Origin of the sequence: Peteryoungia algae (assembly GCF_030369675.1) — a bacterium.
GTDB lineage: Bacteria > Pseudomonadota > Alphaproteobacteria > Rhizobiales > Rhizobiaceae > Allorhizobium > Allorhizobium algae.
Window position 1 is genome coordinate 638,775 of sequence record NZ_CP128477.1, and the last position, 23,598, is coordinate 662,372.

Genomic DNA, 23,598 nt, shown 5'->3' on the forward strand with positions numbered 1-23,598 from the left:
CGTAACAAAAGGCCCGAGGTTTCCCCCGGGCCAAAGTCTCATTCAAATCTCAGCTAATCAGCTGCATCCACTCGTGGCACCGCACGTGTCGCACTTCTCACACGTCCCATTCCGCACCATGGTGAAGTTCTGGCATTCCGAGCACATGTTGCCCGTATAGCCCTGCGCGATGGAGCGCATGCGGCGGGTGGCCTCAAGCTGCTTGGCATCCGCCTTGGCCTTGGCGGCCTCGTCGGCGGACGTGTCGGAGAAGAGGCCGTCGTCGGCGATCTCCTCGGCCAGTTCCACGGCGCGTTCCTCGTAGTCGCGCTTGAAGGACACGACTTCAGACGTTGCGATCGCGGTCGTCACTTCGAGCTTGCGGGCGGTGTTGCCGGCCGACGAGAAGGCGGTGACGGTCGAGGCCTTGGCGGGGGCTGATGTCGCGGCACCCTTGGGGTCGGCGCCAGACGCAGCAGGCGTATGGCTGGAGACGAGCGTCGGCTTGTAACCGCGAGTCAGACCCTTGGAGACGACATCCGCCTTGCCTTCCTTGACGCCACGGCCGAGTGCGGTCGTGGAGAAGTCCGACGTGTCGACATGCGCCAGATCGTTGCGACCGAGATAGGAGATCGCAAGTTCGCGGAAGACGTAGTCGAGGATCGACGTCGCATTCTTGATCGCGTCATTGCCGGTGACCATGCCGGCCGGCTCGAACTTGGTGAAGGTGAAGGCGTCGACATATTCCTCGAGCGGCACGCCATACTGCAGGCCGAGCGAGACGGAGATGGCGAAGTTGTTGATGAAGGCGCGCAGCGCCGAGCCTTCCTTGTTCATGTCGAGGAAGATTTCGCCCAGACGCCCGTCGTCATATTCGCCGGTGCGCAGGAAGATGGTGTGACCACCGATCTTGGCCTTCTGGGTGTAACCCTTGCGGCGGGTCGGCAGCTTTTCCTGCTCGCGCACGACACGGTCGACGATGCGCTCGACGATGCGTTCCGTGATCGTGACGGCCTGGGCGGCCATCGGCTGGGCCAGCAGCTCCTCGACGCCGTCCTCGTCATCCTCGTCCTCGATCAGCGAGGCGTTGAGCGGCTGGGAAAGCTTCGAGCCGTCGCGGTAAAGCGCATTGGCCTTCAGTGCCAGCTTCCAGGACAGCATGTAGGCGGCACCGCAATCCTCGACGGTGGCTTCGTTCGGCATGTTGATCGTCTTGGAGATCGCACCCGAGATGAAGGGCTGGGCCGCCGCCATCATGCGGATGTGGGATTCGACCGAGAGATAACGCTTGCCGATCTTGCCGCAAGGATTGGCGCAATCGAAGACGGGCAGATGCTCCTTCTTGAGGAAGGGGGCGCCTTCCAGCGTCATCGCACCGCAGACATGGATGTTCGCAGCCTCGATGTCCTTCTTGGCGAAGCCCATGTGCTCGAGCAGGTTGAAGCTCATGTCGGTGAGCTGCTCGTCGGAGACCCTGAGCGTCTCCTTCAGGAAGTCGGCGCCGAGCGTCCACTGGTTGAAGACGAACTTGATGTCGAAGGCGGCCTTCAGCGCGCCATTGACGGCTTCGATCTTCTCGTCGGTGAAGCCCTTGGCCTTCAGCGTCGAGGGATTGATGCCCGGGGCCTGGTTGAGATTGCCATGGCCGACGGCATAGGCGTCGATCTCGGCGATCTGGCTCTCCGAATAGCCGAGCGTGCGCAGTGCTTCCGGAACGGCCGCATTGATAATCTTGAAATAGCCGCCACCGGCGAGCTTCTTGAACTTCACCAGCGCGAAGTCGGGCTCGATGCCGGTCGTGTCGCAGTCCATGACCAGACCGATCGTGCCGGTCGGCGCGATGACCGAGACCTGGGCATTGCGGTAGCCGTGCTTTTCGCCCAGTTCCAGCGCCTTGTCCCAGGCAGCCGTCGCATGGGTGATCAGATCGGGATCCGTGCAGTCGGCATGGATGAGCGGAACCGGGTTGACCGACAGGCCCTCGTAACCGAAGGCGAGGCCCTGGGCGGCGCGGCGATGGTTGCGGATGACGCGCAGCATGTTGTCGCGGTTCGGCGCAAAGCCCGGGAAGGGGCCGAGTTCCGAGGCGATTTCGGCAGACGTCGCATAGGAGACGCCGGTCATGATGGCGGTCAGTGCACCGCAGATGGCACGGCCTTCGGCGCTGTCATAGGGAATGCCGGACGACATCAGCAGGCCGCCGATGTTTGCGTAACCGAGGCCGAGCGTGCGGTATTCGTAGGAACGTTCGGCGATCTGGCGCGACGGGAACTGCGCCATCATCACGGAGACTTCGAGCACGACGGTCCACAGACGAACGGCATGTTCGTAATCGGCGATGTCGATGTTCTTGGTCGTCTGATCCTTGAACTGCAGCAGGTTCAGCGAGGCCAGGTTGCAGGCCGTGTCGTCGAGGAACATGTATTCCGAGCACGGGTTCGACGCGCGGATGGAGCCGGCAGCCGGGCAGGTGTGCCAGTCGTTCATCGTCGTGTTGAAATGCAGGCCGGGATCTGCCGATGCCCAGGCGGCATAGGAGATCTTTTCCCACAGGTCGCGGGCCTTCAAGGTCTTCATCACCTTGCCGTCCTTGCGGGCGGTGAGGTTCCAGTCGCCGTCATTTTCGACCGAGCGCAGGAAGTCGTCCTTCAGCGAGACGGAATTGTTCGAATTCTGGCCCGACACGGTGAGATAAGCTTCCGAATCCCAGTCGGTGTCATAGGTCTTGAATTCCAGATCCTTGTAGCCCTGCTGGGCGAACTGGATGACGCGCTTGATGTAGTTTTCCGGAACCTGATCCTTCTTCGCGGCCTTGATTTCGCGCTTGAGGGCTGGGTTCTCGTTCGGGTCGAAGCAGGCGCCGTTGTCGGCCTCGCAATTGACGCAGGCCTTCATGATCGCCTTCAGATGACGGGCGACGATCTTCGAGCCGGTGACGAGGGCTGCCACCTTCTGCTCTTCCTTCACCTTCCAGTCGATATAGGCTTCGATGTCCGGATGGTCGATATCGACGACGACCATCTTGGCCGCACGACGGGTGGTGCCACCCGACTTGATCGCGCCGGCAGCCCGGTCGCCGATCTTCAGGAAGGACATGAGACCAGACGAGCGACCGCCGCCCGAGAGCCGTTCGCCTTCGCCGCGCAGATAAGAGAAGTTGGAGCCGGTGCCGGAGCCGTATTTGAACAGACGCGCTTCGCGGACCCAGAGGTCCATGATGCCGCCTTCGTTGACCAGGTCGTCCTCGACGGACTGGATGAAGCAGGCATGCGGCTGCGGATGCTCATAGGACGACTTCGACTTCACCAGCTTGGCCGTGAAGGGGTCGACATAGAAATGTCCCTGGCCGGGGCCGTCGATGCCATAGGCCCAGTGCAGGCCGGTGTTGAACCACTGCGGCGAATTCGGCGCGACGCGCTGGGTGGCCAGCATATAGGCGAGCTCGTCCTTGAAGGCGGCAGCGTCTTCTTCAGAGGTGAAATACTTGCCCTTCCAGCCCCAATAGGTCCAGGTGCCGGCCAGGCGATCGAAGACCTGGCGAGCATCGGTTTCCGAGCCGTAGCGCTCGTTTTCGGGCAGGCTGGCCATGGCCTTCTCGTCGGCGACAGACCGCCAGAGGAAGGAGGGAACGTCGTTCTCCTCGACCTTCTTCAGGATCTTCGGCACGCCGGCCTTGCGGAAATATTTCTGGGCGAGAATGTCGGCCGCCACCTGGCTGAACTGTGCGGGCACGTCGATGTCGGCAAGACGAAATACGATTGAGCCGTCGGGGTTCTTGATCTCGCTGATGGCCTTGCGGAACTCGATCTCCGCATAAGCGGACTGTCCCGGTTTGGTGAAGCGACGTTCAATGCGCATCTGCCTGTGTCCCTCGATCTAGGGCGCCGAAAACCCGGCGCGTAAAATTGCGTAACGCCTGCACGCAGAACCGCGCAGCCGCCGACTTGCTTATCCTTCAGGTGATTCATCCGGAGATGATTGCACCCTCTATATTGTGGTGATGGTGGCTGCAAATACTAAATATAGTTTTACCACACAAATGCCGCCAGGCCCAAATACCCCGCCGGGCGGTCAAAAATCGCACGATTTTCCTCTCGCAGGCGACGTCGTCAAAACGTCGTTCCACATCCAAGAAAGCCGCTACAATGTTTGATGAAACCCGGCCTCGTTCATGCCCGGTCCAGTCGCCGCCGCAACAGGGTCCATTAACATCGTCCTCACTGATTCCGTCAAGGGGTGGTCTTTGAAGGAAATGTTAACGCTATATGTTGTGGTGTTAGATTGTGGATAACGGGCAAAAGAGCGAAGTCACGGGAATGACACGGCTTTCTCGGACGGTGTTACGTGTGCGGCAGCGGATGTGATGCAGAGTGTGAATTATCCCTGGGTAGATTTCGTGCCGACACGGGCCGTTTTCGCCGACTTTGATGCGTCGAAGACACGCCGCCACAAGATTTAGGGGGCGATGCCAAAAATCTGGGGATGAGTCGCGCGTCAAATCTGCTTGACACAATTGCCGGACCGGAGGTGCTGCGGCCCGGCCAGCGGGTTTGCCGTTGCAGTGCACAAATTCGTGGCTTTTTTCAACGAAATCGCAACATGTCGCGATTACGACAAGGGAAGAACAGTATGGAATGAACTCCATGCCCGGCCGCGACAGGCCGCCTGCCAGGAGGGCGGGTCGCGCGGAGTGAGCTTTCCATGTCTATTGCCAATCTGTCCATTTTGAAGAAAGTCAGTCTCGTCGTCGTCCTGATGGGCGTCGCTGCTGCGGCGATTGCGGCGGTCGGTGCAAGCGGCCTGTCCTCCCTGGGCTCTGCCCTCAAGGATACCGGTGCACGCGAAGAGGTCGCCCGTGAGGCCATGGACCTGCGTGTCGACATCATCGCGATTTCCCGCATGACCTACCAGCTGGCGCTTGCGCCGGAAAAGGCCGCCGATTTTGCCGCCGAGACTGACAAGCGCGCGGCCGAAATGCTCGCCCGCCTGCCGAAGATCGCGACCACGGCCAGCCCGGCCGAGGCGCAGATCCTCGACCGCACCAGGACCGCGCTCGATGCCTATTTCAATCAGATCCGCGCCATGGTGGCCGTTGCCGCCACGCCTGCCGGCCAGGACCTCGCAGCCATGAAGGCCGAGCTCGACAAGGCGCTCGAGGCTCAGAAGACGGTGACGTCGGTGGTCAAGGAGTATTCGACCTCGTCTGCCGAAAGCCTGAAGGCTTCGCGTGAAGATGCGCTGGCCGCTTCCGGCTTCACAATGCTGGTGCAGATCATCACCGCCGGCGTGTGCATCGTCGCAGGCGTTGCGATCAGCTTCCTGCTGGCCCGTCGCGGTATCGTCAATCCGATCCGCAGCCTGACGGCCGTCATGACCGAAATGGCCTCCGGCAAGGTCGGCGACGCGATTGACGGCACCGAGCGCCGGGATGAAATCGGCGAGATGGCGCGCGCGCTCGAAGTCTTCCGCACCAATGAAGCGCAGATGCGCGCCATGGAAGCGCAGGAAGCGGCTCTGCACGCCCAGAGCAAGGATCTGCAGACCTCGATCAGCGACATCGTGGCGGCAGCAGCAGCCGGCGACTTCTCCAAGCGTATTTCCAAGACCTATGACGACGCCGATCTGCAGCGCTTCGCGGGCTCGGTCAACGAGCTGGTCGAAAGCGTCGACCGCGGCGTGAGCGAAGTCCGCCGCGTCATCGCAGCACTTGCCGATGCCGACCTGACCCATGACATGGACGGCCAGTTCCAGGGCGCCTTTGCCGAACTGCAGGGCAACGTCAACCAGACCATGGCGGTGCTTCGCCAGACCATGCAGAACATTCTGACGGCCGCCGGCACGATCACCGGCAATTCCGGCGAACTCTCGTCGGCCGCCAACCAGCTCGCCCGCCGCACGGAGCAGCAGGCAGCCTCGCTGGAAGAGACCGCTGCAGCCCTCGAGGAGATCACCACCACGGTCAAGACCTCCACCCAGCGCGCCAAGGAAGCCTCGCACATGGTCGACGAGACCAAGTCGAGCGCTGGCAAGTCGGGCGATATCGTCCGCAACGCGATCGACGCCATGGGCCGGATCGAGCAGTCCTCGCAGAAGATCAGTCAGATCATCTCGGTCATCGACGAAATCGCCTTCCAGACCAATCTCCTGGCGCTGAATGCCGGCGTCGAGGCCGCCCGTGCCGGTGAAGCCGGCCGTGGTTTCGCCGTTGTCGCCCAGGAAGTGCGTGAACTGGCCCAGCGCTCGGCCAATGCCGCAAAGGAGATCAAGACGCTGATCCACACCTCGGCCGAGGAAGTGAAGGGCGGCGTGTCGCTCGTGCTTTCCACCGGCGAGGCGCTGAAGGAGATCGAATCGCTGGTCAACCGCGTCAACGACCACGTCGTGACGATCGCCCGCGCAGCCGAAGAACAGTCGGCAGCCCTCGGCGAGATCAACACCTCGGTCAATCACATGGACCAGATGACCCAGCAGAACGCCGCCATGGTCGAAGAAACCACGGCTGCCAGCCAGGTTCTCGCCGGCGAAGCCCGCCAGCTGCAGGCGCAGCTCGCCCGCTTCAAGCTGGAAGGCGGCGCGTCCGCTGGCAGCGCAGGTTACCGCGCGGCGGCCTGAGGCTTGTCACTAATTCGCTAATTCGCGAAAAGCAGAAGCGTCACACCCGTGTGGCGCTTCTTTCGTTTGTGCGATGGAAAGGGCAGGATGGCCGGGCATTGGACTTAGCGTCGGCCTTGTTCCGTCTGGCCGGCTGGCGTGCGTAGTCGTCGGATGGAGGAGATACGAGATCATGCATCTGTTGTTGTTGGGCGCTACCGGACTTGTCGGCAGCCATGTTCTCGAGGCGGCGCTCGCCGATCCGCGGATCACTGCGGTGACCGCCCCGACCCGGCGACCGCTGCCGTCGCGGCCGGGGCTGTCGGCGCCGGTCCTGGATTTCGACTCGCTTCCGCAGGATCCCGCAGTCTGGACTGTCGATGCTGTAATCTGCGCGCTCGGCACGACCATCAAGACAGCCGGATCGCGTGAGCGCTTCCATCGGGTGGACCATGACATTCCGCTCGAGATCGCCAGACTTGCGAAGGCCCATGGCGCCCGGACCTTCGTGCTCAATTCGGCGAAAGGTGCAGATGTGAAATCGTTGTTCTTCTACAGTCGGGTAAAAGGCGAGACCGAACAGGATATTCTGGCGCTGGGGTTCGATCGCACGGTCCTGGTGCGACCCGGCCTGATCGACGGCCCTCGTCCCGAGCCGCGCCCCGTGGAGAAATGGGCGGGCAAAGTGCTTTCCGTGTTGGGGCCGCTTCTGCCTTCGTCGATGAAGGCGAACCCACCTGAAGCGATCGCCCGCGCCATGCTCGCCGCCGCCGCATCAACGGCGCCGGGCGTGACAATCGTGCCGTCGCAGGATCTGCACTGACGGCCGCCGAACCCATTGGCGACCGTCTGTCGGTTCAGCTTGCACGACCAAGCGGAAGCTCTCGGCGGATGTCGCCAACCTCGGGCACGTTGATGCGGCGGTAGCGCGCCTCCACAAAATTGTAGATGCCGAAGGCCGCAAGACCAACCGCGACGATGGCGTAGATGACGCCGCCGAAGGGAAGGCGCTGGACCCAGGCCAGCGCATCGGCCATCCCGCCCGCCTGATCGGGATCGACGGTGAAGGCTGCGTAGAGGAAAAACACACCGATTATGCCGAAGACCGCGCCGCGAGCGACCAGGCCATAGATCGAAATCAGGACGGCGGGGGTGTTTTTGTCTGCATCCAGCGCCAGATAGCGCCCGAATTTGCGCCTGATGCCCTTCAATGCGGTGATGATGCCGCCGATGACGAAGCCCAGGCCGATGAGACCGGCAATATAGCGGCCAAAAGGCTGGGCCATAACCCAGGCGGCCAGCCCCTCTTCGCCACCGGATCCGCCGCCGCTCGACATGTGCAAGGCCATCGTCAGGCTGGTAAGGGCAAGGCCCGCATAGGTGATGGCGCTGCCGAAGAGGGCTGCACGGATTACATAGCCCTTCAGGTCATCATCCTGGCCATCGGCATTGGCGAGCGATTGGGCAAGTCTCCAGATGACGAAGCCGGCAAGCCCCAGTCCGATCAACCCGATCCAGATCCGCCCGAACGGTTGCTGCAGGATTGCAGTCAGTGCAGACTGGGTGTCCGGTCTGCCGCCGGCAACGCTGGAAAACAGGGCAAGCGCCGCAATCAGCAGGAAGACAACGCCGCGCGCGCCGTAGCCCGCACGTGCCAGCAAGTGAAATTTTGACCGCGTGTTCATGGGAACCCTCTCTTGATACCAAGGGAGAACGGAAGCCACGCCCACCGGGTTCCGTCGAATAAGCGCCTCGTACGGAACCTCCGGGGCAGGGCGATGTTCTGTCGATGCCAAGGGAGAAGGCCATGGAAGACGAACGCACCAAGCATGACGGAGACCGGAACACCGGCTATCGGGACAAGGATCATCCGGGCCCCCGAAGTGGCAGTGTGCTGTCCTGGTGGTCCCTGGCGATCGTCACGGTCTTTCTGGTGTTCATCGTCGGTGGCCTATTGATGATGTGACGAAATAGTCAACCATGTGGTTGACAATCGACGCATCGCGATAGATATTCAACCACATGGTTGAGCAAACGGACACAATCCTCGATACAATTTTTCACGCATTGGGCGACCGAACCCGTCGTCAGATGCTCTTCGACCTATCGCAGGGCGCACGCAGCGTCGGCGAACTGGCGGAACCCCATACCATGTCACTGGCGGCCGCATCCAAGCACGTGAAGGTGCTGGAAGGGGCGGGGCTCGTGCGGCGGGAAATCAGGGGACGAACCCATCTCTGCCACCTGGATCCGGGGCCGCTATCCGGCGCTCACCGGTGGCTGAGCACCTATGAGCACTTCTGGACCGGCCGGCTGGACGTTCTCGAACGGCTCCTCCAAGCGGAGGACGCCGCATCTCCCAACAACAAGGATGGAGAATGACGATGACGGAACTACTGGAAATGGACACTTATGGACGTGTGGCGGAACCGGCGACGCTGGTGATCGAGCGCCGCCTGCCGGGGCCACCTTCGCGGATCTGGTCCTATCTGGTCGATGCCGACAAGCGCCGGCTCTGGTTAGCTGACGGCGCGATGGAAGCGAAAGCGGGCACCCCGTTCGAACTCGTCTGGCGCAATGACGAACTGACCGACCCGCCCGGCGCGCGTCCCGAGGGTTTCAAAGAGGAAATGCGTATGGAGAGCCGGGTGCTGGAGGTGCACAAGGACAAGCGGCTGGTCTTCACCTGGGGTGACACCGGCGAGGTCTCTTTTGACCTGCATCCGGAAGGCGATGCGGTTCTGCTCAAGATCACACACCGGCGGATCTCGGACCGGGCAAACCTGCTGATGGTCGGGGCCGGCTGGCACATGCATCTCGACATTCTCGCAGCCAAGCTGCGGGGAGACCGGCCGGAACCTTTCTGGGACGGATGGCTGCGCCTGAAGGCCGACTACGACAAGCGGATCCCGGCCTGAAATCGACCAGGTCGCCAAAGCAGAAAGACCCTCCCCGGATGACGGGGAGGGTCGCTTCATGTCTTCGAGTTGCAGCCGGGCGGCTTAGGGTTGCGCAGGCTGGGGCTCATCCGGTGCCGGGGCCGGTGCGTCCTGCACGGCACCTTCTGGTCCTGTGGCTGGAACATCCGTCTGTGGCGGTGTGACCGAGGGCGGCGCCAGCGTGCCATTGCCCGGATCGGCTGGTGCTTCCGGTGTCGGAGCCGCCGCCGGATCTTCTGCAGGGGCCATGCCGGGGGTGGCTGGCGTGGCCGGCTGAACGCTGTCGCCCGGCTGGGCTTCGGTGGCGTCCGCAGAGGTCGCCTGGGTCTGGGCAACCGGGGAACCCTCCGGCATCTGGTCGGTGCCGACAGGTTCGGCGAGCGGGTTTGCACCTTCTGCCGCAAGACGCCAGACCGTGTTGCCGGCATCATCGGCAATCAGGAGTGCGCCGGTTCCATCGAAACCGAGACCGACGGGGCGGCCGCGGGCTTCTTCATCGGGGTTGAGGAAGCCAGTCACCACGTCGCGGGCTTCACCCGACGGCATGCCGTTCTCGAAAGGTACGTAAAGGACCTTGTAGCCGTTGAAGTGGTCGCGGTTCCAGCTGCCACGATTGCCGACAAAGGCACCGTTTTCATAATCGGCCGGCATCGCCATGCCGAGCGAGAAGGCGAGGCCGAGCGCGGCCACATGGCTCGACAGGGCATAATCCGGCTTGATTGCCTGTTCGACCATGTCGGGGCGCGGCGGATGCAGCCGGGGATCGACATGCTGGCCGTAATAGCTCCATGGCCAGCCGTAGAAGCCGCGATCCTGGACGGAGGTCATGTAGTCGGGAACGAGGTTGGGCCCGAGTTCGTCGCGCTCGTTGACGACGGTCCAGAGCGCACCGCTTTCCGGATTGATCGTCAGGCCGTTCGGATTGCGAAGGCCCGAGGCGTAGATGCGCGAGGCGCCGGTTTCCCGGTCGATCTGCCAGATGGCGGCGCGGCCCTTTTCGGCTTCCAGCCCGCGTTCGCCGGCATTCGAATTGGACCCGACCGAAGCGTAAAGGAAGCGGCCGTCGGGGCTGAGCGCCAGATCCTTGGTCCAGTGGTGATTGATCGGGCCGCCGGGCAGGGGCGACAGCACCCGCGGCGGCGTCGTGATCTCGTTTTGACCGAGCTGGTAATCATAGGCAAGCACGGCATCGGCGGCCGCGACATAGAGCGTATCGTCGATAAAGGCGAGGCCGAAGGGCGAATTCAGGTCCTTCAGCAGGTCGTGGCGTTCATCGACGGTTCCGTCGCGGTCGGTATCGCGCAACAGCGTGATGAGATTGGTCGGCTTGCCGCCCCCGCCGCTGCCGGACGCGATCGACATGATGAAACCACGGATGACATCCTTTGGCCGCTCGACCGGCTTGCCCGGCGGTGCCTTGCTCTGCACGACGAGAACGTCGCCATTCGGCAGTGTGTGGACGGTGCGCGGATTGGCGAGATCCCGGGCATAGGCTGTGATGGTGAAGCCTTCCGCGACGTCGGGCGTTTCGTCCTCGCCCCAGCCAACGACTTCGGCGACCTTGAGATCGGGCACGAGGGACTGGCTTGGTTCGGGAAGAACGGGATCGGGACCGATCTGGCTGGTGATGTCGAAATCGCCGTTGTCGTCGCTGCAGCCGGCGAGCGCGAGGGCGAGGACGGCGGTGGAGGCAAGCGCCGCGTGGCGCAGGGTGAGGCGGGTCATGGAGTTCTCCAGGCATCGGCGGCGCGCTGGTCGGCCGTAAGGTAGACACAGGCGATCATGGCGATCACGGTGACGGACGAGGCAATGAGGCCGTAGGGCACGATGGCGGTCCAGCCGTCACCGGCATGAATGAAGCTGTTGAAGATCGCGAGGACCAGAATGGCGATGAAGGCCAGCGAGGCGGGCCAGCGCGGGCGCAGCGCCCGGGTCGCCGGACGTGCAAGGTCGATCAGTCCTGCAATGACGGCAAGCGCTCCGAAGACGAGGCCGAAGAACAGGAGCCAGTCGGAGAAATTGCTCCACATCAGATGCGCTGTCCGCCAGTAGAGGATGTCGGTGATCAGCGTCAGCGTGAAGCAGACGAAGGGGAAAGGAACAAAGAGCGCCGAAAACGGATAGGCGTTGCCGGCAGCGGGCGGAGAATGAATGGCCATGGCGATCTCGATCTTGAGGGATGGGATACCCATGCCATACGGTCGAGCGGCGCCTTTTGTTCCATCACGCAGACAACGGATGGCCAGCCGACGGGCTCGGACGGCATGAAAAAGCCCGCGGCCATGGCGCGGGCTTTAGCGAGATCGGGATGGAAGTTTCGCCTGTCAGCCCTTGGAGCCCTTGGCGATCGGTTCCTGATAGGTGAAGCCCATGTCCCAGGGAAAGTAGATCCAGGTATCCTGGGAGACTTCCGTGACAAAGGTGTCGATGGTGGGAACGCCCTTCGGTTTTGCATAGACGCAGGCAAAATGCGCCTTCGGCATCATTTCGCGCACTTCGATTGCGGTCTTGCCGGTGTCGGTCAGGTCGTCGACGACCAGCACGCCTTCGCCGCCATTGACCATGAGTTCTGCGGTGATGCCCTTCAGGAGGTTCATTTCGCCCTGGTTGACATAGTCGTGATAGGAGGCGACGCAGACCGTCTCGATCAGGCGGATATTGAGTTCGCGCGAGATGATCGCCGCCGGCACGAGGCCGCCGCGGGTGATGCAGACGATGGCACGGAAGTCCTGGCCCATGCCCGCAAGGCGCCAGGCGAGCGCACGGGCATCGCGGTGAAACTGGTCCCAGGAGACGGGGAAGGCTTTATCGGGAAGAGACATGGGAAGAGGGCTCCGCTGGCTGGATGATATCGTCCGCGCCGGGCTGCGGCGCCATGGACCGGATCCTTGGGCGGGCCGCCATGTGCGCGGTCCTGAAACGCGTTTCGCGCGGCAGATACCGCGCGAAGCTCGTCCTCGAAGGGCTCCAGTCTTTGGCCGTTGCTATTAGCGGGAATCCGAAGCCTCTGGCAAGGCCCGTGTTCCCGCAAGCATCGGCGCGTGATCAGCGCGACAGCAGCGTCAGCGCCGTCATCGAATCGAGCAATGTGCGGGTGACGCCGCCGAACAGCATTTCCCACCAGCGCTTGTTGCCATAGGCGCCCATGACGAGGAGATCGATGGAACTGTCCGACAGACGGTTCTCGATTGCGATTGCCGGATCGAGACCCGTCTTTTCCGACGCGGTCAGAGTGACCTTGATGCCGTGCCGGGCAAGCGAGGCAGCAATTTCGGCCCCTGCCATCGGCGCGCTGTGGCCGGCATTGTCGCTCGCATCGACGGTGAAGATTTCGACCATGTCGGCCGCCTTCAGGAAGGGGAGCGCGTCGAAGGTCGCCCGCGCGGCTTCCCGCGAGCCGTTCCAGGCGACGAGCACCCGGCGGATCGGCTTCGGCGATTTCAGGATATGCGGGATGAGCAGGACCGGCCGGCCACTTTCGAACAGGAAGCTTTCGAGCTCCGAGCGGGTCTCCGACAGCATGCCGGTTTCACTCTGGGCGGCGATGACGAGATCGACGCTGCGGGCGCTGTCGATCAGCGAGGCCGAATTGAAGCCGGAGGATGTGACGAAGCTGCGCCACTCATGCGAAAGCCCCTCGCGGGTGCCGACCTCACGAAAGATCTTCTCGACGCTTTCCGTTTCCTGATGGGCCATTTCCTGCAAGGCCTGGACCGTCGCGGGATCCGGGATCTCCATCGGCGCGACCAGCGGCACCATGGCGACGGCTTCGGCATGGGCGCCGATCACATGCGCCTCAAACTGGTTGGCGATGGAGACGGCGAAGTCCGTCACCTGGCTGGTGGTCTTGGGGGTGTCCAATATGGCGAGCAGTGTCCGGTAGCCCATGGTCGTCTCCTCTCGCGGCCCTTATTCATCGTCCGCACAAGATAAGTATGGGCTGCAGTGTGTGCTTCCGCCTTGACCTCGGTCAAGTGGGGAGCGGGATGTCAGGCCACTTCGCCGGTGCCGAGATCGCGTTTGGCGGCGGCATCCTTTTCCGAGCGCAGGGTGGCAATCATCACTTCGACATCGGCCGCCGCCGCGTCGACCACGGCCTGGTCACGGGCCCTGACGATCAGCTCGGTGGAGAAGCGAATGCCGTCGAAATGCGGATAGGAACCGATCGAGGTGTCCGGATGTGCCTTCTGGATCGCGCCAAGTGCCGTCCCGATATCGCCTTCGCCGAAGGGGCAGGGGATGGAGCGGGAAAGAACCCGCTGGCCGGCCGGCAGAGTTCCGATCACATGCGCCATCATCGCCTGGAAGACCTGCGGCACGCCGGCCATGACATGCACATTGCCGATGATGAAGCCGGGCGCGGTCGAGACCGGGTTGGGGATATGGCGGCTGCCCTCCGGCATGCGCGCCATGCGCTGGCGGGCCTCGGTGAAGTCGAGCCCGCGCCCGGCATACATGTCTCCGAGCAGCTTCATTGCGTCGGGATCATGCAGGCAGGGAACGCCAAAGGCCTTGGACACGGCATCCGCCGTGATGTCGTCATGCGTCGGACCGATGCCGCCCGAGGTGAAGACATATGTGTATTTCGACCGGAGTGCGTTGAGCGCCTCGACAATCGCATCCTCCTCGTCGGCGACGATTCGCACTTCCTTCAGATCGATGCCGGCGACGGTGAGCAGGTCGGCGAGATGGCCGATATTCTTGTCCTTGGTGCGGCCGGACAGGAGTTCGTCGCCGATGGCGAGCATCGCTGCGGTCTGGATCGTGGAGGTCATGGATCAGGTCCTATGGGGTGAGGCAGGCGGGGCGGAAAGACGTTACCGTTTTGTGTCGGTGAAGAGAAGTAAAGGTGGTGAATGATTGAACAGTGCGTTCCCTCGCGTGTGACTGGTCGGATCGCCGAAATGCGATACCTATCGCCCATCCACAGCGCGGCGAGGCCGCATGTTCAAAGAAAGATACGACATGGCCAAGGTACTGGTTCTCTATTATTCCGCTTACGGTCACATCGAAACCATGGCTTATGCCGTTGCCGAAGGCGCAAAGTCTGCCGGCGCCGACGTTACCGTCAAGCGCGTTCCGGAACTGGTGCCGGATGATGTCGCCAAGGCTTCATATTACAAGATGGACCAGCAAGCCCCGATCGCCGACCCGGCCGAACTCGACCAGTATGACGCGATCATTGTCGGCGCCGGCACCCGTTACGGCACGGTCGCCTCACAGATGCGCAATTTCTGGGATCAGACCGGCGGCCTCTGGGCGCAGGGCAAGCTGACCGGCAAGCTTGGCTCGATGTTCACCTCGACCGCGACCCAGCATGGCGGCCAGGAAACTACGATCATGGGGTTCATCCCGACCTTCCTGCATCACGGCATGCTCTATGCAGGCCTTCCCTACGCCTTCCAGGGCCAGATGGGCGTCGAGCAGGTCAAGGGCGGCTCTCCCTATGGCGCCTCCACGATCACCGACGGCGACGGCTCGCGCCAGCCTTCCGAGATCGAGCTGGAAGCCGCCCGCTACCAAGGCGCGCATGTGGCGAAGCTCGCTGCCAAGCTGGCCTGACCGGCACAGAATTGACAATCATCAAAGGCGGGGCGCAGGCCCCGCCTCTTTTCATGCCTGCTCTGGTTTTCTGTCCGTGATCGGTAAAATGCGAGATGTATTCGCAACGATCGCTTCGGTGGTGTGACGAATCAGACAGCACGCCGTCACCAACTCCGCCCGCGGGCCCTGAAAGCGGGCCGAGCCATCCTTGCGGGAGGTTGCTCCACCTTCGACTGCAGGATTCGCAATCTCTCGCCTGTTGGCGCTTAGGTCATCTCCGAGACGACAGCCCACATTCCCCCTCACTTCCGCCTGCGCCTCGATGACGGCACGCATGACTGCGCGGTCAAGTGGCGCAAGGAACGCGTGCTCGGCGTGGAATTCACCGACGTCCGCGCGAGCTAAGTGACCAATGACACGGGGTGGCACGCCGACGGCCCTGCCTGCCCTTGACGCGTCCGTCGAACTGATCGAAACAGGGCCCGCGCGGACGTGGCGAAACTGGTAGACGCAAGAGACTTAAAATCTCTCGGCCTTAGGTCATGCGGGTTCGATCCCCGCCGTCCGCACCAACCCTCCCTCTGCATCTTCCCGACGCGCATGCACCAAAGCGACCTGTCGGGCTTGTCGCCGCCATCAGGGACCTTGGCGGCCGGTGCGCCAAAATTGTGCATATCCACAATTGACGAAAGTTTGAGCATTTTCCGCTTTCCGGCCTCTTTGATTCCTGCTTTGATGGACGCATCAAAAACAAGGGGAGCAAAATTCCATGATATCAAGACGTCTCTTTTCGGCGGCTTTTCTCGCAGCCGGGCTGATGGCCGGCGTGACGCTGCCGGTCGTTGAAGCCCATGCCGAGACCGCCATCAAGTTTACCCTCGACTGGAAATATGAAGGCCCGGCAGCCGGATTCCTTCTGGCGCTGGACAAGGGGTATTTTGCGGCCGAGGGGCTCGACGTAACGATCGATTCGGGCAATGGCTCGGTCGAGGCCATCCCGCGGGTGGCGACCGGCGCCTATCAGATGGGCTTCGGTGACATCAATTCGGTGATCAAGTTCCTCGATGAGGATCCGACCCAGAAGGTCAAGGCCATCATGATGGTCTATGAGAAGCCGGTTTTTGCCGTCGTCGGTCGCAAGTCGCTTGGCGTGACCGAAGACCCGAAGTCGCTGGAAGGCAAGAAGCTCGGCGCCCCGCCGCCGGATGGCGCCTTTGCCCAGTGGCCGGCTTTCAAGCAGGCTGCCGGCATCGATGACAGCGGCATCACCATCGAGAGCATCGGTTTCCCGGTGCGCGAGCCGATGCTCGCCAAGGGTGACGTCGATGCCGTCTTCGGTTTCGCCTTCTCGGTTATCCTGAACCTGAAGGCGCAGGGGATCGCGGCCGACGACATCGCCACCATCCTGATGGCCGACAACGGCTTGAACCTCTACGGCAACAGCGTCTTGGTGAATACCGACTTCGCCACCGAAAACCCCGAGGCCGTCAAGGGCTTCCTGAAGGCGCTGACGAAAGGCTTTGTCGACGCGGTCGCCAATCCGGAAGAGGGCGTGGCTGCCGTCCTGAAGCGCAACGAAACGCTCAATCCCGAGATCGAGAAGGAACGTCTTGATATGGCCAATGCCATGAACATCAAGACACCTTACGTGGTCGAAAACGGCATGGGCACCGTCGACATGGAGCGGCTCGCCGCCTCGATCGAGACGCTGAAGGTGTCGATGGGGCTGAAGGGCAATGTCACCGCCGAGCAGGTCTTCGACGCAAGCTTCCTGCCCGCCAAGGAAGAGCGGATGCTGCCGTAACGACCTCATCCTCCCCTTGAGGGGGAGGGTCGAACCCTTGGTTCGGGGTGGGGTGACCTCTCGCGAGACCACCCCACCCGCTGTTCGCAGCGGCCTCCCCCTCAAGGGGAGGTTGGGAAATCCCATTTTGACCGGAGCCCCAATGTCTCATCTCGTTTCCATCGACAATGTCGACATGCGCTATGGCGGCGCGGACGGCACGCTGGCCGTCTCCGGCCTGACGCTCAGGGTCGACAAGGGCGAATTCGCCGCCGTCGTCGGGCCCTCCGGTTGCGGCAAGTCGACCCTGATGAAGCTCGTGACGGGATTGCATATTCCCCAGTCCGGCGTCGTCATCGTCGCCGGCCAGCAGGTGACCAAACCGGTCTCGATCGTCGGCATGGCCTTCCAGAACCCGACCATGCTGCCCTGGCGCACGACGCTCGAAAACATCCTCCTGCCGCTCGAAATCGTCGAGCGGCATCGCCATCGCCTGCGGGCGAACAAGAAGGAATACATCGAGAAGGCGGAGAACCTGCTGGAGATCGTCGGCCTCAAGGGGGTCGGCTCGAAATTCCCCTGGCAGCTGTCGGGCGGCATGCAGCAGCGCGCCAATCTCTGCCGGGCGCTGATTCACGAGCCGGAACTCCTGATGCTCGACGAACCCTTCGGTGCGCTCGATGCCTTCACCCGCGAGGAGCTATGGTGCGTCATCCGCGATCTGCATGCAGCCCAGGGCGTGACGATCGTGCTGGTCACCCATGACCTGCGCGAGGCGGTTTTCCTGGCGGACCGGATCTTTGTGATGAGCGCAAGGCCCGGAAAGGTGGTGAAGGAACACACGGTGCCCTTCGCCCGGCCGCGCGACATCGAACTGACCTATGACAATGCCTTCAACGACATGGTGCATGTCCTGCATGGCGAGATCGCGAAGGCGAGGGTGGTGGCATGAGCGTGACAATCGAAACGGCCCCGACCCGGCCGGTGGTGAAGCCGCTGATGCAGCGGATCAACTGGGTGCGCGCCGCCCCCCTTCTCTACACGCTCGGTCTCTTCATCGTCTGGGAGCTCTCCGTCATCGTCTTTGCCCTGCCGCAGACGCTGCTGCCGGCGCCGACGCGTGTCTTCGAGGCGATCATCCAATACTGGTCGCCGATCTGGAAGAATTCGCTGCAGACGCTTTACACCACGACGCTCGGCTTCCTGATCGCTGTCGTGGCAGGCCTGGGTCTCGGCCTCTTCATCGGCTGGTCGAAGACCATCTATGCCGGGCTCTATCCCCTGATGATCGGCTTCAACGCCATTCCCAAGGTGGCGCTCGTCCCGATCCTCGTCATCTGGTTCGGCATCGGTACCGTGCCGGCGGTTCTGACCGCCTTCCTGATTTCCTTCTTCCCGATCGTCGTCAACGTCGCGACGGGCCTCGCCACGATCGAGCCGGAGACCGAGGATGTGCTCAGGGCATTGGGCGCGCGAAAGATGGACATCATGCTGAAGGTCGGCATACCCCGCTCCATGCCCTATTTCTTCGGCTCGCTGAAGATCGCGATCACACTCGCTTTCGTCGGCTCCGTCGTCTCCGAGACGGTCGCCTCCAACTATGGCCTCGGCAACATGATGAGCTCGGCCCAGAGCCAGTTCAACGTGCCACTGGTCTTTGCCGGCCTCTTGATGCTCGCGGTCGAGGGTATCGCCATGTATGCGCTGATGGCCTTCATCGAGAAGCGCATGACCGGCTGGGCGCACCGTTCGACCATGGCGAACTGATGCCCTGGCCGGCGGGGCGGAGCGGGAAACCCGCGTTCAGCCCTTTGCCTTGAGCGTGAAGGGCAGCTCGAACGGGGTGGAGCGCTCGGCGATCACGTCGTTGATGGTATAGCGCAGGACATAGCCGCCGGGCTTGGCGCCTGCGACGTCGAGGGTGAGGTGGGTATAGACCTCGACCGCATCCGAGTGGCTGGTGAAGGTGAAATTGCCAAACTCCTTCTGCAGCGCCAGTGTCTTGCCTTCGTCGTTGGTCAGTTCGAGGTCGACGGTGAAGTGCGACTGGCGCTGATTGTCCGGTGCCGGTTTCCATTTGAGGCCGGTCACTTCCACATAGGTGATCAGCTTTTCGCCGGTCATGAAGACCGGTTCCGCCTTCGCGGCGTAGGCGCGGTAGGCTTTCGGCACGTCACTGACGAAGAGTGCCCGGGGAACCGTGGGCGGCAGTGTCTGCGAGAAGGCCGCAAGGCCTGAGCGCATGGCCTCGAAGGCGCCGCGCGCGTCGTTCTGCGCCGCCAGCCGCTCCGCCTCGATCGCTGCGTCGAGAAGCGGGCCTGCCGAGGCCGTGGAGGCGACGAGCCATGCGCCGAGAGCGGCGGCGGTGAAGGAACGGATGGGGCCGGGGTATTTCAGGGGCACGTGATTCTCCCGCGTTGCGATGGCGCGAGTGTGGAAAGAACCAGCACGACGCGTCAAGCGCTGCCTCCGCTTGCCGGGATCACGTTGACCTGATCCTTACGAGCGCCAGAAGATCGGGACGAGCAGGACCATGACGGTCAGCACTTCCAGACGGCCGAGCAGCATGGCGAGCGACAGGATGTAGAGTTCCGGATCGGCCATCATGGCGAAGTTGCCCGCGGGGCCGATCAGGGGTCCGATGCCGGGGCCGACATTCGAGAGCGCCGTGATCACGGCCGAAGAGGCGGTGGCGAATTCATATCCGGCAAGCGCCATGGCGAGGCTTCCGACAACCCAGATGAAGGTATAGGCGCTGAAGAAGAGGAAGACGGCCCTTTGGGTGTCTGCATCGACGATCTGGTGGCCGTAGCGCACGGAATAGACCGCGTTCGGATAGATGAGCTTCTTCATGCCGGTCAGGATGATGTTGAACAGGATCACGAAGCGGTAGGCCTTGATGCCGCCGGCGGTCGAACCCGAGCAGCCACCCATGAAGGTCGCGAAGAAGGCGGCTGCGACGGCAAAGGGCCCCCAGAGCGTATAGTCCTCGCTGGCATAGCCGGTGGTGGAGAGGATCGACGAGAAATTGAAGAAGGAATGTGACAGCGCCAGCGGCAGATCGACACCGTTGCGCAGGTGGTTGTAGAGCGCAGCAGCGATGGCAAAGGCGGCAAGATAGCCGAGGAAGACCAGGATCTGCGGATCGCGCAGCGCATCGAGGCGCCCCTTGATGAAAAACACGATCAGGATCGAGAAGGGCAGGCTGCAGACCGTCATGAAGAAGGTCGCGATCCAGCGCAGCGCGTAGCTGTTGAAATAGCCGAAGGACGCGTCATGGGTGGAGAAACCACCGGTCGCGATCGTGGTCAGGGCGTGATTGAGCGCGTCGAAATGGCTCATGCCGAATACGTCGTAGGCGATCATGCAGATGAGCGTGATCGCCACATAGATGGCGACAAAGGCTCGGGTGAAGGTCGCAATCCGCGCGAACGGCTTGTCGCCGATGTCGGAGGATTCCATCTTGAAGAACGAGACCCCTCCGACCCGCAGGAACGGCAAGACGAACAGCCCGAGCGCCACGATCCCGATGCCGCCTAGCCATTGCAGCAGCGAACGCCAGACGAGCAGACCGGGCGCCATGTCGTCAAGCCCGACGAGAACGGTGGACCCGGTCGTGGTGATGGCCGAGACCGATTCGAACAATGCCTGGGCGAAGGTGAGTTCGAGCTCCGAGAAGAAGATCGGAATGGCACCGATGAGCGAGAAGGTCGCCCAGAGCACATTCACCAGAAGGAAGCCCATGCGCTTGGAAAAGGCAGGCGGCGGACCCCGCGTCGCCATGGCCGCGGTGACCGACAGACCGCCCACCATGGCCGCAGAGACGGTGAAGACTGACCAGTGGGCATCGCCATAATAGAGGTCCACCATGGCCGGGATCAGCATGGCCGTGGAGAGGTAGAGCCCGCAAAGGGCCGCGATGTAGACGACGGAGCGGAGCAGATTGGTATTCAAGCAAGGTCTTCCGTCTGTTGCGGCGCAAAGAGGCTTTGTCTCCGCCCTATGTGTATGCCATAGCGGGGCTCGGTTCAAAATTCAACGGAGGCTGACGTGACCGCCAGTCAAGTCGACGAAGCGCTGGAGGCAATGCGCGGCCTCTTTCCCGAAACACCGCTGCAGCTCAACGACCATCTGAGCGCCCGTTACGGCGCCAATGTCTATCTGAAGCGCGAGGACCTGACGCCCGTCCGCTCCTACAAGATCCGTGGCGCCTTCAATTTCTTTCGCAAGATCGTTGCCGACAGCCCCTCCGGCACCACCTTCGTCTGCGCCTCCGCCGGCAATCACGCCCAGGGCTTTGCCTATGTCTGCCGCCATTTCGGCGTCGAGGGCGTGGTCTTCATGCCGGTGACCACGCCGCAGCAGAAGATCGACAAGACCCGCATCTTCGGCGGCGAATTCATCACCATCCGTCTGGTCGGCGACATCTTCGACCAGTGCTATGCGGCTGCCCGAGACCATGTCGAGGCCATCGGCGGCCACATGGTGCCGCCCTTCGACCATCCTGATATCATCGAGGGACAGGCGACCGTCGCCGCCGAGGTCATGCAGCAACTGCCCGATGGGGTCGCTCCCGATCTGGTGGTGATGCCGGTCGGTGGCGGCGGGCTCTCCTCGGGCATGACAGGCTACATGGCCGGACGCGTGTCGCCCGAGGCGATGATCTTTTGCGAACCGGCCGGGGCGCCCAGCCTGAAGAAGAGCCTCGAGGCCGGCAAGGTCGTGACGCTGCCCAAGGTCGACAATTTCGTCGATGGCGCCGCCGTTGCCCGCATCGGCGATCACAATTTCGAGGCGCTGAAGAGCTTCCGGCCGGATCAGGTGCTGATCGTGCCTGAAAATGCGATCTGCGTGACGATGACCGACATGCTCAATGTCGAGGGCGTGGTGCTGGAGCCGGCGGGCGCGCTGGCGCTGGCGGCCCTCGATCTGCTGCCCCGCGTGGCGCTGAGCGGCCGGACGATCGTCGCGGTCGTGTCGGGCGGCAATTTCGATTTCGAGCGCCTGCCCGACGTCAAGGAACGCGCCATGCGCTATGCGGGCCTCAAGAAATACTTCATCCTGCGCCTGCCGCAACGTCCCGGCGCGTTGCGCGATTTCCTCAACCTGCTCGGTCCTGAGGATGATATCGCCCGCTTCGAATATCTGAAGAAGTCGGCGCGAAATTTCGGCTCGATCCTGATCGGCATCGAGACCGGCAAGCGCGAGAATTTCGCAGCCCTGTTCGAGCGGTTCGATCAGGCAGGGCTGGGCTTCGAGGACATTACCGAAAACGAGATCCTTGCCAATCTGATCATCTGATGCCCTGCTGGCCGAGCCAGTCGAGAATTGTCCGGGCGATGGGTTCGGTGGTTTCGGGCGAATAGGTGTCGCCGGCGATCACGTGATTGTTGGCGTCGCCGGTCGGGCCGGGGTCGATCAAGTGGTGAGGGCCGCCCCAACGGGCGGCGACGGCCGCCGTCCGATCCGGCCGCACGACCTTGTCTTCAGGCGACTGGATGAAAAGTGCGGGAATGTGGATGGCCTCGACCGGGCTATGGGTCGCCAGACGCACCGACTGTGCCATCGGAATGAGTGCGGCGACCGGATAGTCGGTGGTCCAGTTATGGGCGTTGAGCGGGCTGACCGGCTCGAAGCTGCGTCGCTCGCCGAGCAGAAGCCGTGCCAGTCGCGTGCCAAAAGGCCCGCTCAGCAGGAAACTGCCGGAAGCCTGCACGCCGTAGTTTGGCGAGAGGAACACCGCGGCCGCCACCTGATCCGAAAGAGAAGGCCGGGCGAGCGCCCAGGTGACAAGCGAGGCGCCCGTCGATGTCGAGATGACCACGACCTGCTCGCCGAGAAGGCGCCCCACGGCCAGCGCCTCGCCGACATCGCCTGTCCAGTCCTCGATTGTCGCGAGGCCAAGCGCGTCGGGATCGTCGAGGCCGTGGCCGACCAGACGGGTGAAGAAGAGATTGGCGCCGAGCGCCTTTGCCACGAGATCGGGCAGGGGACGGACCTCGGCGGGGGAGGCGGAGAAGCCATGTACGTATATGATGCTGACCGGCGTTTTGCCGCGACGCGCGGGGTCGGCCCAGACGATCTGTTTGGCGAGGCCCTTGCGAATGACGCCCACCTTTCCCTCGTCTTCCGCGATCTGTGATTCCACCTCCTCGGGGGACGTGTCGGCAGCGGGTCGCGCCTTGCCCTCCAATGCAAGCGCCGGCGGCATTCGGTAGACGGCGATGAGTGTTGCGACCGCAACCGCGATGAACGCAAGCGTTATGCCCATGAAGCTCCGCATCTCCTTCTCCACGGTCGTGTTCGCTCGCCGCAGCGGAGCTTAGCACGCCGGTCACCGGCGGAAAGCCACCCGTCCGGCTCTTCCGCGTCGTTCCTCCCTGTGCTAGGGGAAACGCATGTCGATCCTGTCCAGCATCCTTTCTGTTTTCACCGGTGGCGCCTCGTCCGAGAGCCCTGCCAAGCCCATGGCCGAGCCGCAGACCTATAAGGACTGCGTCATTCACGCCGAACCCCTGCGCGAAGGCAGCCAGTATCGTCTTGCCGGCCGCATCGTGCAGACCGTGGATGGTCGCGTTCTCGAACGGAAGTTCATCCGCGCTGATGTCTTCACCTCGCTCGACGATGCGCTCGATTGCACCTTCCGCAAGGCGCATCAGATCATCGACCAGAACGGCCCGGCTCTGTTCGGTGACGGGGAAGAGTCGCGAATCGTCTGACGGTTGCCGAATTGATGCGAAGAATTCTTTCTTCGCAGTCACT

At 62.7% G+C, this 23,598-nt stretch carries 21 protein-coding genes and 1 tRNA gene; 12 read left to right on the plus strand and 10 right to left on the minus strand.

Features of this window, described 5'->3' with window-relative positions; translation table 11 throughout:
• Positions 1 to 57: 57 nt before the first annotated feature.
• Positions 58 to 3,837: a vitamin B12-dependent ribonucleotide reductase gene (locus QTL56_RS03300; protein ID WP_245137035.1), complete on the minus strand. Its 3,780-nt coding sequence runs from the start codon at positions 3,835 to 3,837 to the stop codon at positions 58 to 60.
• A gap of 843 nt (positions 3,838 to 4,680) precedes the next feature.
• On the opposite strand from QTL56_RS03300, the gene QTL56_RS03305 reads away from it, so the two are divergent.
• Together QTL56_RS03305 and QTL56_RS03310 are read left to right on the plus strand one after the other, a co-directional pair.
• The gene (locus QTL56_RS03305) at positions 4,681 to 6,591 is read left to right on the plus strand and encodes a methyl-accepting chemotaxis protein (protein ID WP_245137034.1); all 1,911 of its coding nucleotides are present in this window, start codon (positions 4,681 to 4,683) and stop codon (positions 6,589 to 6,591) included.
• Positions 6,592 to 6,763: 172 nt separating this feature from the next.
• Positions 6,764 to 7,393: an NAD(P)H-binding protein gene (locus QTL56_RS03310; RefSeq protein ID WP_245137033.1), complete on the plus strand. Its 630-nt coding sequence runs from the start codon at positions 6,764 to 6,766 to the stop codon at positions 7,391 to 7,393.
• 34 nt (positions 7,394 to 7,427) lie between these two features.
• Here the strand turns inward: QTL56_RS03310 and QTL56_RS03315 are convergent, their stop codons facing one another.
• Entirely contained in the window at positions 7,428 to 8,255 is an 828-nt protein-coding gene (locus QTL56_RS03315; RefSeq protein WP_245137032.1) for a DUF1206 domain-containing protein, read from the minus strand.
• Positions 8,256 to 8,377: 122 nt separating this feature from the next.
• On the opposite strand from QTL56_RS03315, the gene QTL56_RS03320 reads away from it, so the two are divergent.
• From QTL56_RS03320 to QTL56_RS03330, 3 genes are read left to right on the plus strand one after another with little or no spacing between them, the layout of a single operon-like run.
• Positions 8,378 to 8,536, plus strand: coding sequence for a hypothetical protein (locus QTL56_RS03320; RefSeq protein WP_245137031.1), 159 nt, complete (start codon positions 8,378 to 8,380; stop codon positions 8,534 to 8,536).
• Between the two features lie 56 nt (positions 8,537 to 8,592).
• Positions 8,593 to 8,952 carry an ArsR/SmtB family transcription factor gene (locus QTL56_RS03325; protein ID WP_245137030.1) on the plus strand — a complete coding sequence of 120 codons (360 nt, stop codon included), beginning with the start codon at positions 8,593 to 8,595 and terminating at the stop codon, positions 8,950 to 8,952.
• 2 nt (positions 8,953 to 8,954) lie between these two features.
• The gene (locus QTL56_RS03330; protein WP_245137029.1) at positions 8,955 to 9,488 is read left to right on the plus strand and encodes an SRPBCC family protein; all 534 of its coding nucleotides are present in this window, start codon (positions 8,955 to 8,957) and stop codon (positions 9,486 to 9,488) included.
• A gap of 84 nt (positions 9,489 to 9,572) precedes the next feature.
• Here QTL56_RS03330 and QTL56_RS03335 read toward each other — a convergent pair whose 3' ends face one another.
• From QTL56_RS03335 to QTL56_RS03355, 5 genes are all read right to left on the minus strand, one after another.
• Positions 9,573 to 11,234: a PQQ-dependent sugar dehydrogenase gene (locus tag QTL56_RS03335; RefSeq protein WP_245137028.1), complete on the minus strand. Its 1,662-nt coding sequence runs from the start codon at positions 11,232 to 11,234 to the stop codon at positions 9,573 to 9,575.
• Positions 11,231 to 11,668 (minus strand): DUF2231 domain-containing protein, encoded by a 438-nt coding sequence (locus QTL56_RS03340; protein WP_370660341.1) that lies wholly within the window; start codon positions 11,666 to 11,668, stop codon positions 11,231 to 11,233. The genes QTL56_RS03335 and QTL56_RS03340 overlap by 4 nt, the downstream gene beginning before the upstream one ends.
• 165 nt (positions 11,669 to 11,833) lie before the next feature.
• Positions 11,834 to 12,331 carry a xanthine phosphoribosyltransferase gene (gene gpt, locus QTL56_RS03345; RefSeq protein ID WP_229576421.1) on the minus strand — a complete coding sequence of 166 codons (498 nt, stop codon included), beginning with the start codon at positions 12,329 to 12,331 and terminating at the stop codon, positions 11,834 to 11,836.
• 223 nt (positions 12,332 to 12,554) lie between these two features.
• On the minus strand, positions 12,555 to 13,397 hold the full coding sequence (locus QTL56_RS03350) for a universal stress protein (RefSeq protein ID WP_229576420.1): 843 nt from the start codon (positions 13,395 to 13,397) through the stop codon (positions 12,555 to 12,557).
• A gap of 101 nt (positions 13,398 to 13,498) precedes the next feature.
• Entirely contained in the window at positions 13,499 to 14,284 is a 786-nt protein-coding gene (locus tag QTL56_RS03355) for a competence/damage-inducible protein A (protein ID WP_245137026.1), read from the minus strand.
• Between the two features lie 190 nt (positions 14,285 to 14,474).
• Between QTL56_RS03355 and wrbA the strand changes: the two genes are divergently transcribed.
• The 5 genes from wrbA (at position 14,475) to QTL56_RS03380 (ending at position 18,603) form a co-directional block, all read left to right on the plus strand.
• Positions 14,475 to 15,071 (plus strand): NAD(P)H:quinone oxidoreductase type IV, encoded by a 597-nt coding sequence (gene wrbA / locus QTL56_RS03360; RefSeq protein ID WP_245137197.1) that lies wholly within the window; start codon positions 14,475 to 14,477, stop codon positions 15,069 to 15,071.
• Positions 15,072 to 15,539: 468 nt separating this feature from the next.
• Positions 15,540 to 15,625: transfer RNA gene (locus QTL56_RS03365), tRNA-Leu, on the plus strand.
• Between the two features lie 197 nt (positions 15,626 to 15,822).
• Positions 15,823 to 16,857: an ABC transporter substrate-binding protein gene (locus tag QTL56_RS03370; RefSeq protein WP_245137025.1), complete on the plus strand. Its 1,035-nt coding sequence runs from the start codon at positions 15,823 to 15,825 to the stop codon at positions 16,855 to 16,857.
• Between the two features lie 142 nt (positions 16,858 to 16,999).
• Positions 17,000 to 17,788 (plus strand): ABC transporter ATP-binding protein, encoded by a 789-nt coding sequence (locus tag QTL56_RS03375; RefSeq protein WP_245137024.1) that lies wholly within the window; start codon positions 17,000 to 17,002, stop codon positions 17,786 to 17,788.
• Positions 17,785 to 18,603 (plus strand): ABC transporter permease, encoded by an 819-nt coding sequence (locus QTL56_RS03380; protein WP_245137023.1) that lies wholly within the window; start codon positions 17,785 to 17,787, stop codon positions 18,601 to 18,603. The genes QTL56_RS03375 and QTL56_RS03380 overlap by 4 nt, the downstream gene beginning before the upstream one ends.
• A 36-nt stretch (positions 18,604 to 18,639) precedes the next feature.
• Here the strand turns inward: QTL56_RS03380 and QTL56_RS03385 are convergent, their stop codons facing one another.
• Positions 18,640 to 19,239, minus strand: a complete 600-nt coding sequence (locus QTL56_RS03385; protein ID WP_229576415.1) for a hypothetical protein — start codon at positions 19,237 to 19,239, stop codon at positions 18,640 to 18,642.
• A 96-nt stretch (positions 19,240 to 19,335) separates the two neighbouring features.
• Positions 19,336 to 20,790, minus strand: a complete 1,455-nt coding sequence (locus tag QTL56_RS03390) for a TrkH family potassium uptake protein (RefSeq protein WP_245137022.1) — start codon at positions 20,788 to 20,790, stop codon at positions 19,336 to 19,338.
• A gap of 132 nt (positions 20,791 to 20,922) precedes the next feature.
• Between QTL56_RS03390 and ilvA the strand changes: the two genes are divergently transcribed.
• The gene (gene ilvA / locus QTL56_RS03395; RefSeq protein ID WP_267499108.1) at positions 20,923 to 22,137 is read left to right on the plus strand and encodes a threonine ammonia-lyase; all 1,215 of its coding nucleotides are present in this window, start codon (positions 20,923 to 20,925) and stop codon (positions 22,135 to 22,137) included.
• Here ilvA and QTL56_RS03400 read toward each other — a convergent pair.
• Positions 22,130 to 23,119: an alpha/beta hydrolase gene (locus tag QTL56_RS03400; RefSeq protein WP_245137021.1), complete on the minus strand. Its 990-nt coding sequence runs from the start codon at positions 23,117 to 23,119 to the stop codon at positions 22,130 to 22,132. The genes ilvA and QTL56_RS03400 overlap by 8 nt on opposite strands.
• 115 nt (positions 23,120 to 23,234) lie before the next feature.
• Here QTL56_RS03400 and QTL56_RS03405 point away from each other — a divergent pair, with 115 nt between their 5' ends.
• On the plus strand, positions 23,235 to 23,555 hold the full coding sequence (locus tag QTL56_RS03405) for an HlyU family transcriptional regulator (RefSeq protein ID WP_245137020.1): 321 nt from the start codon (positions 23,235 to 23,237) through the stop codon (positions 23,553 to 23,555).
• Positions 23,556 to 23,598: the final 43 nt, after the last annotated feature.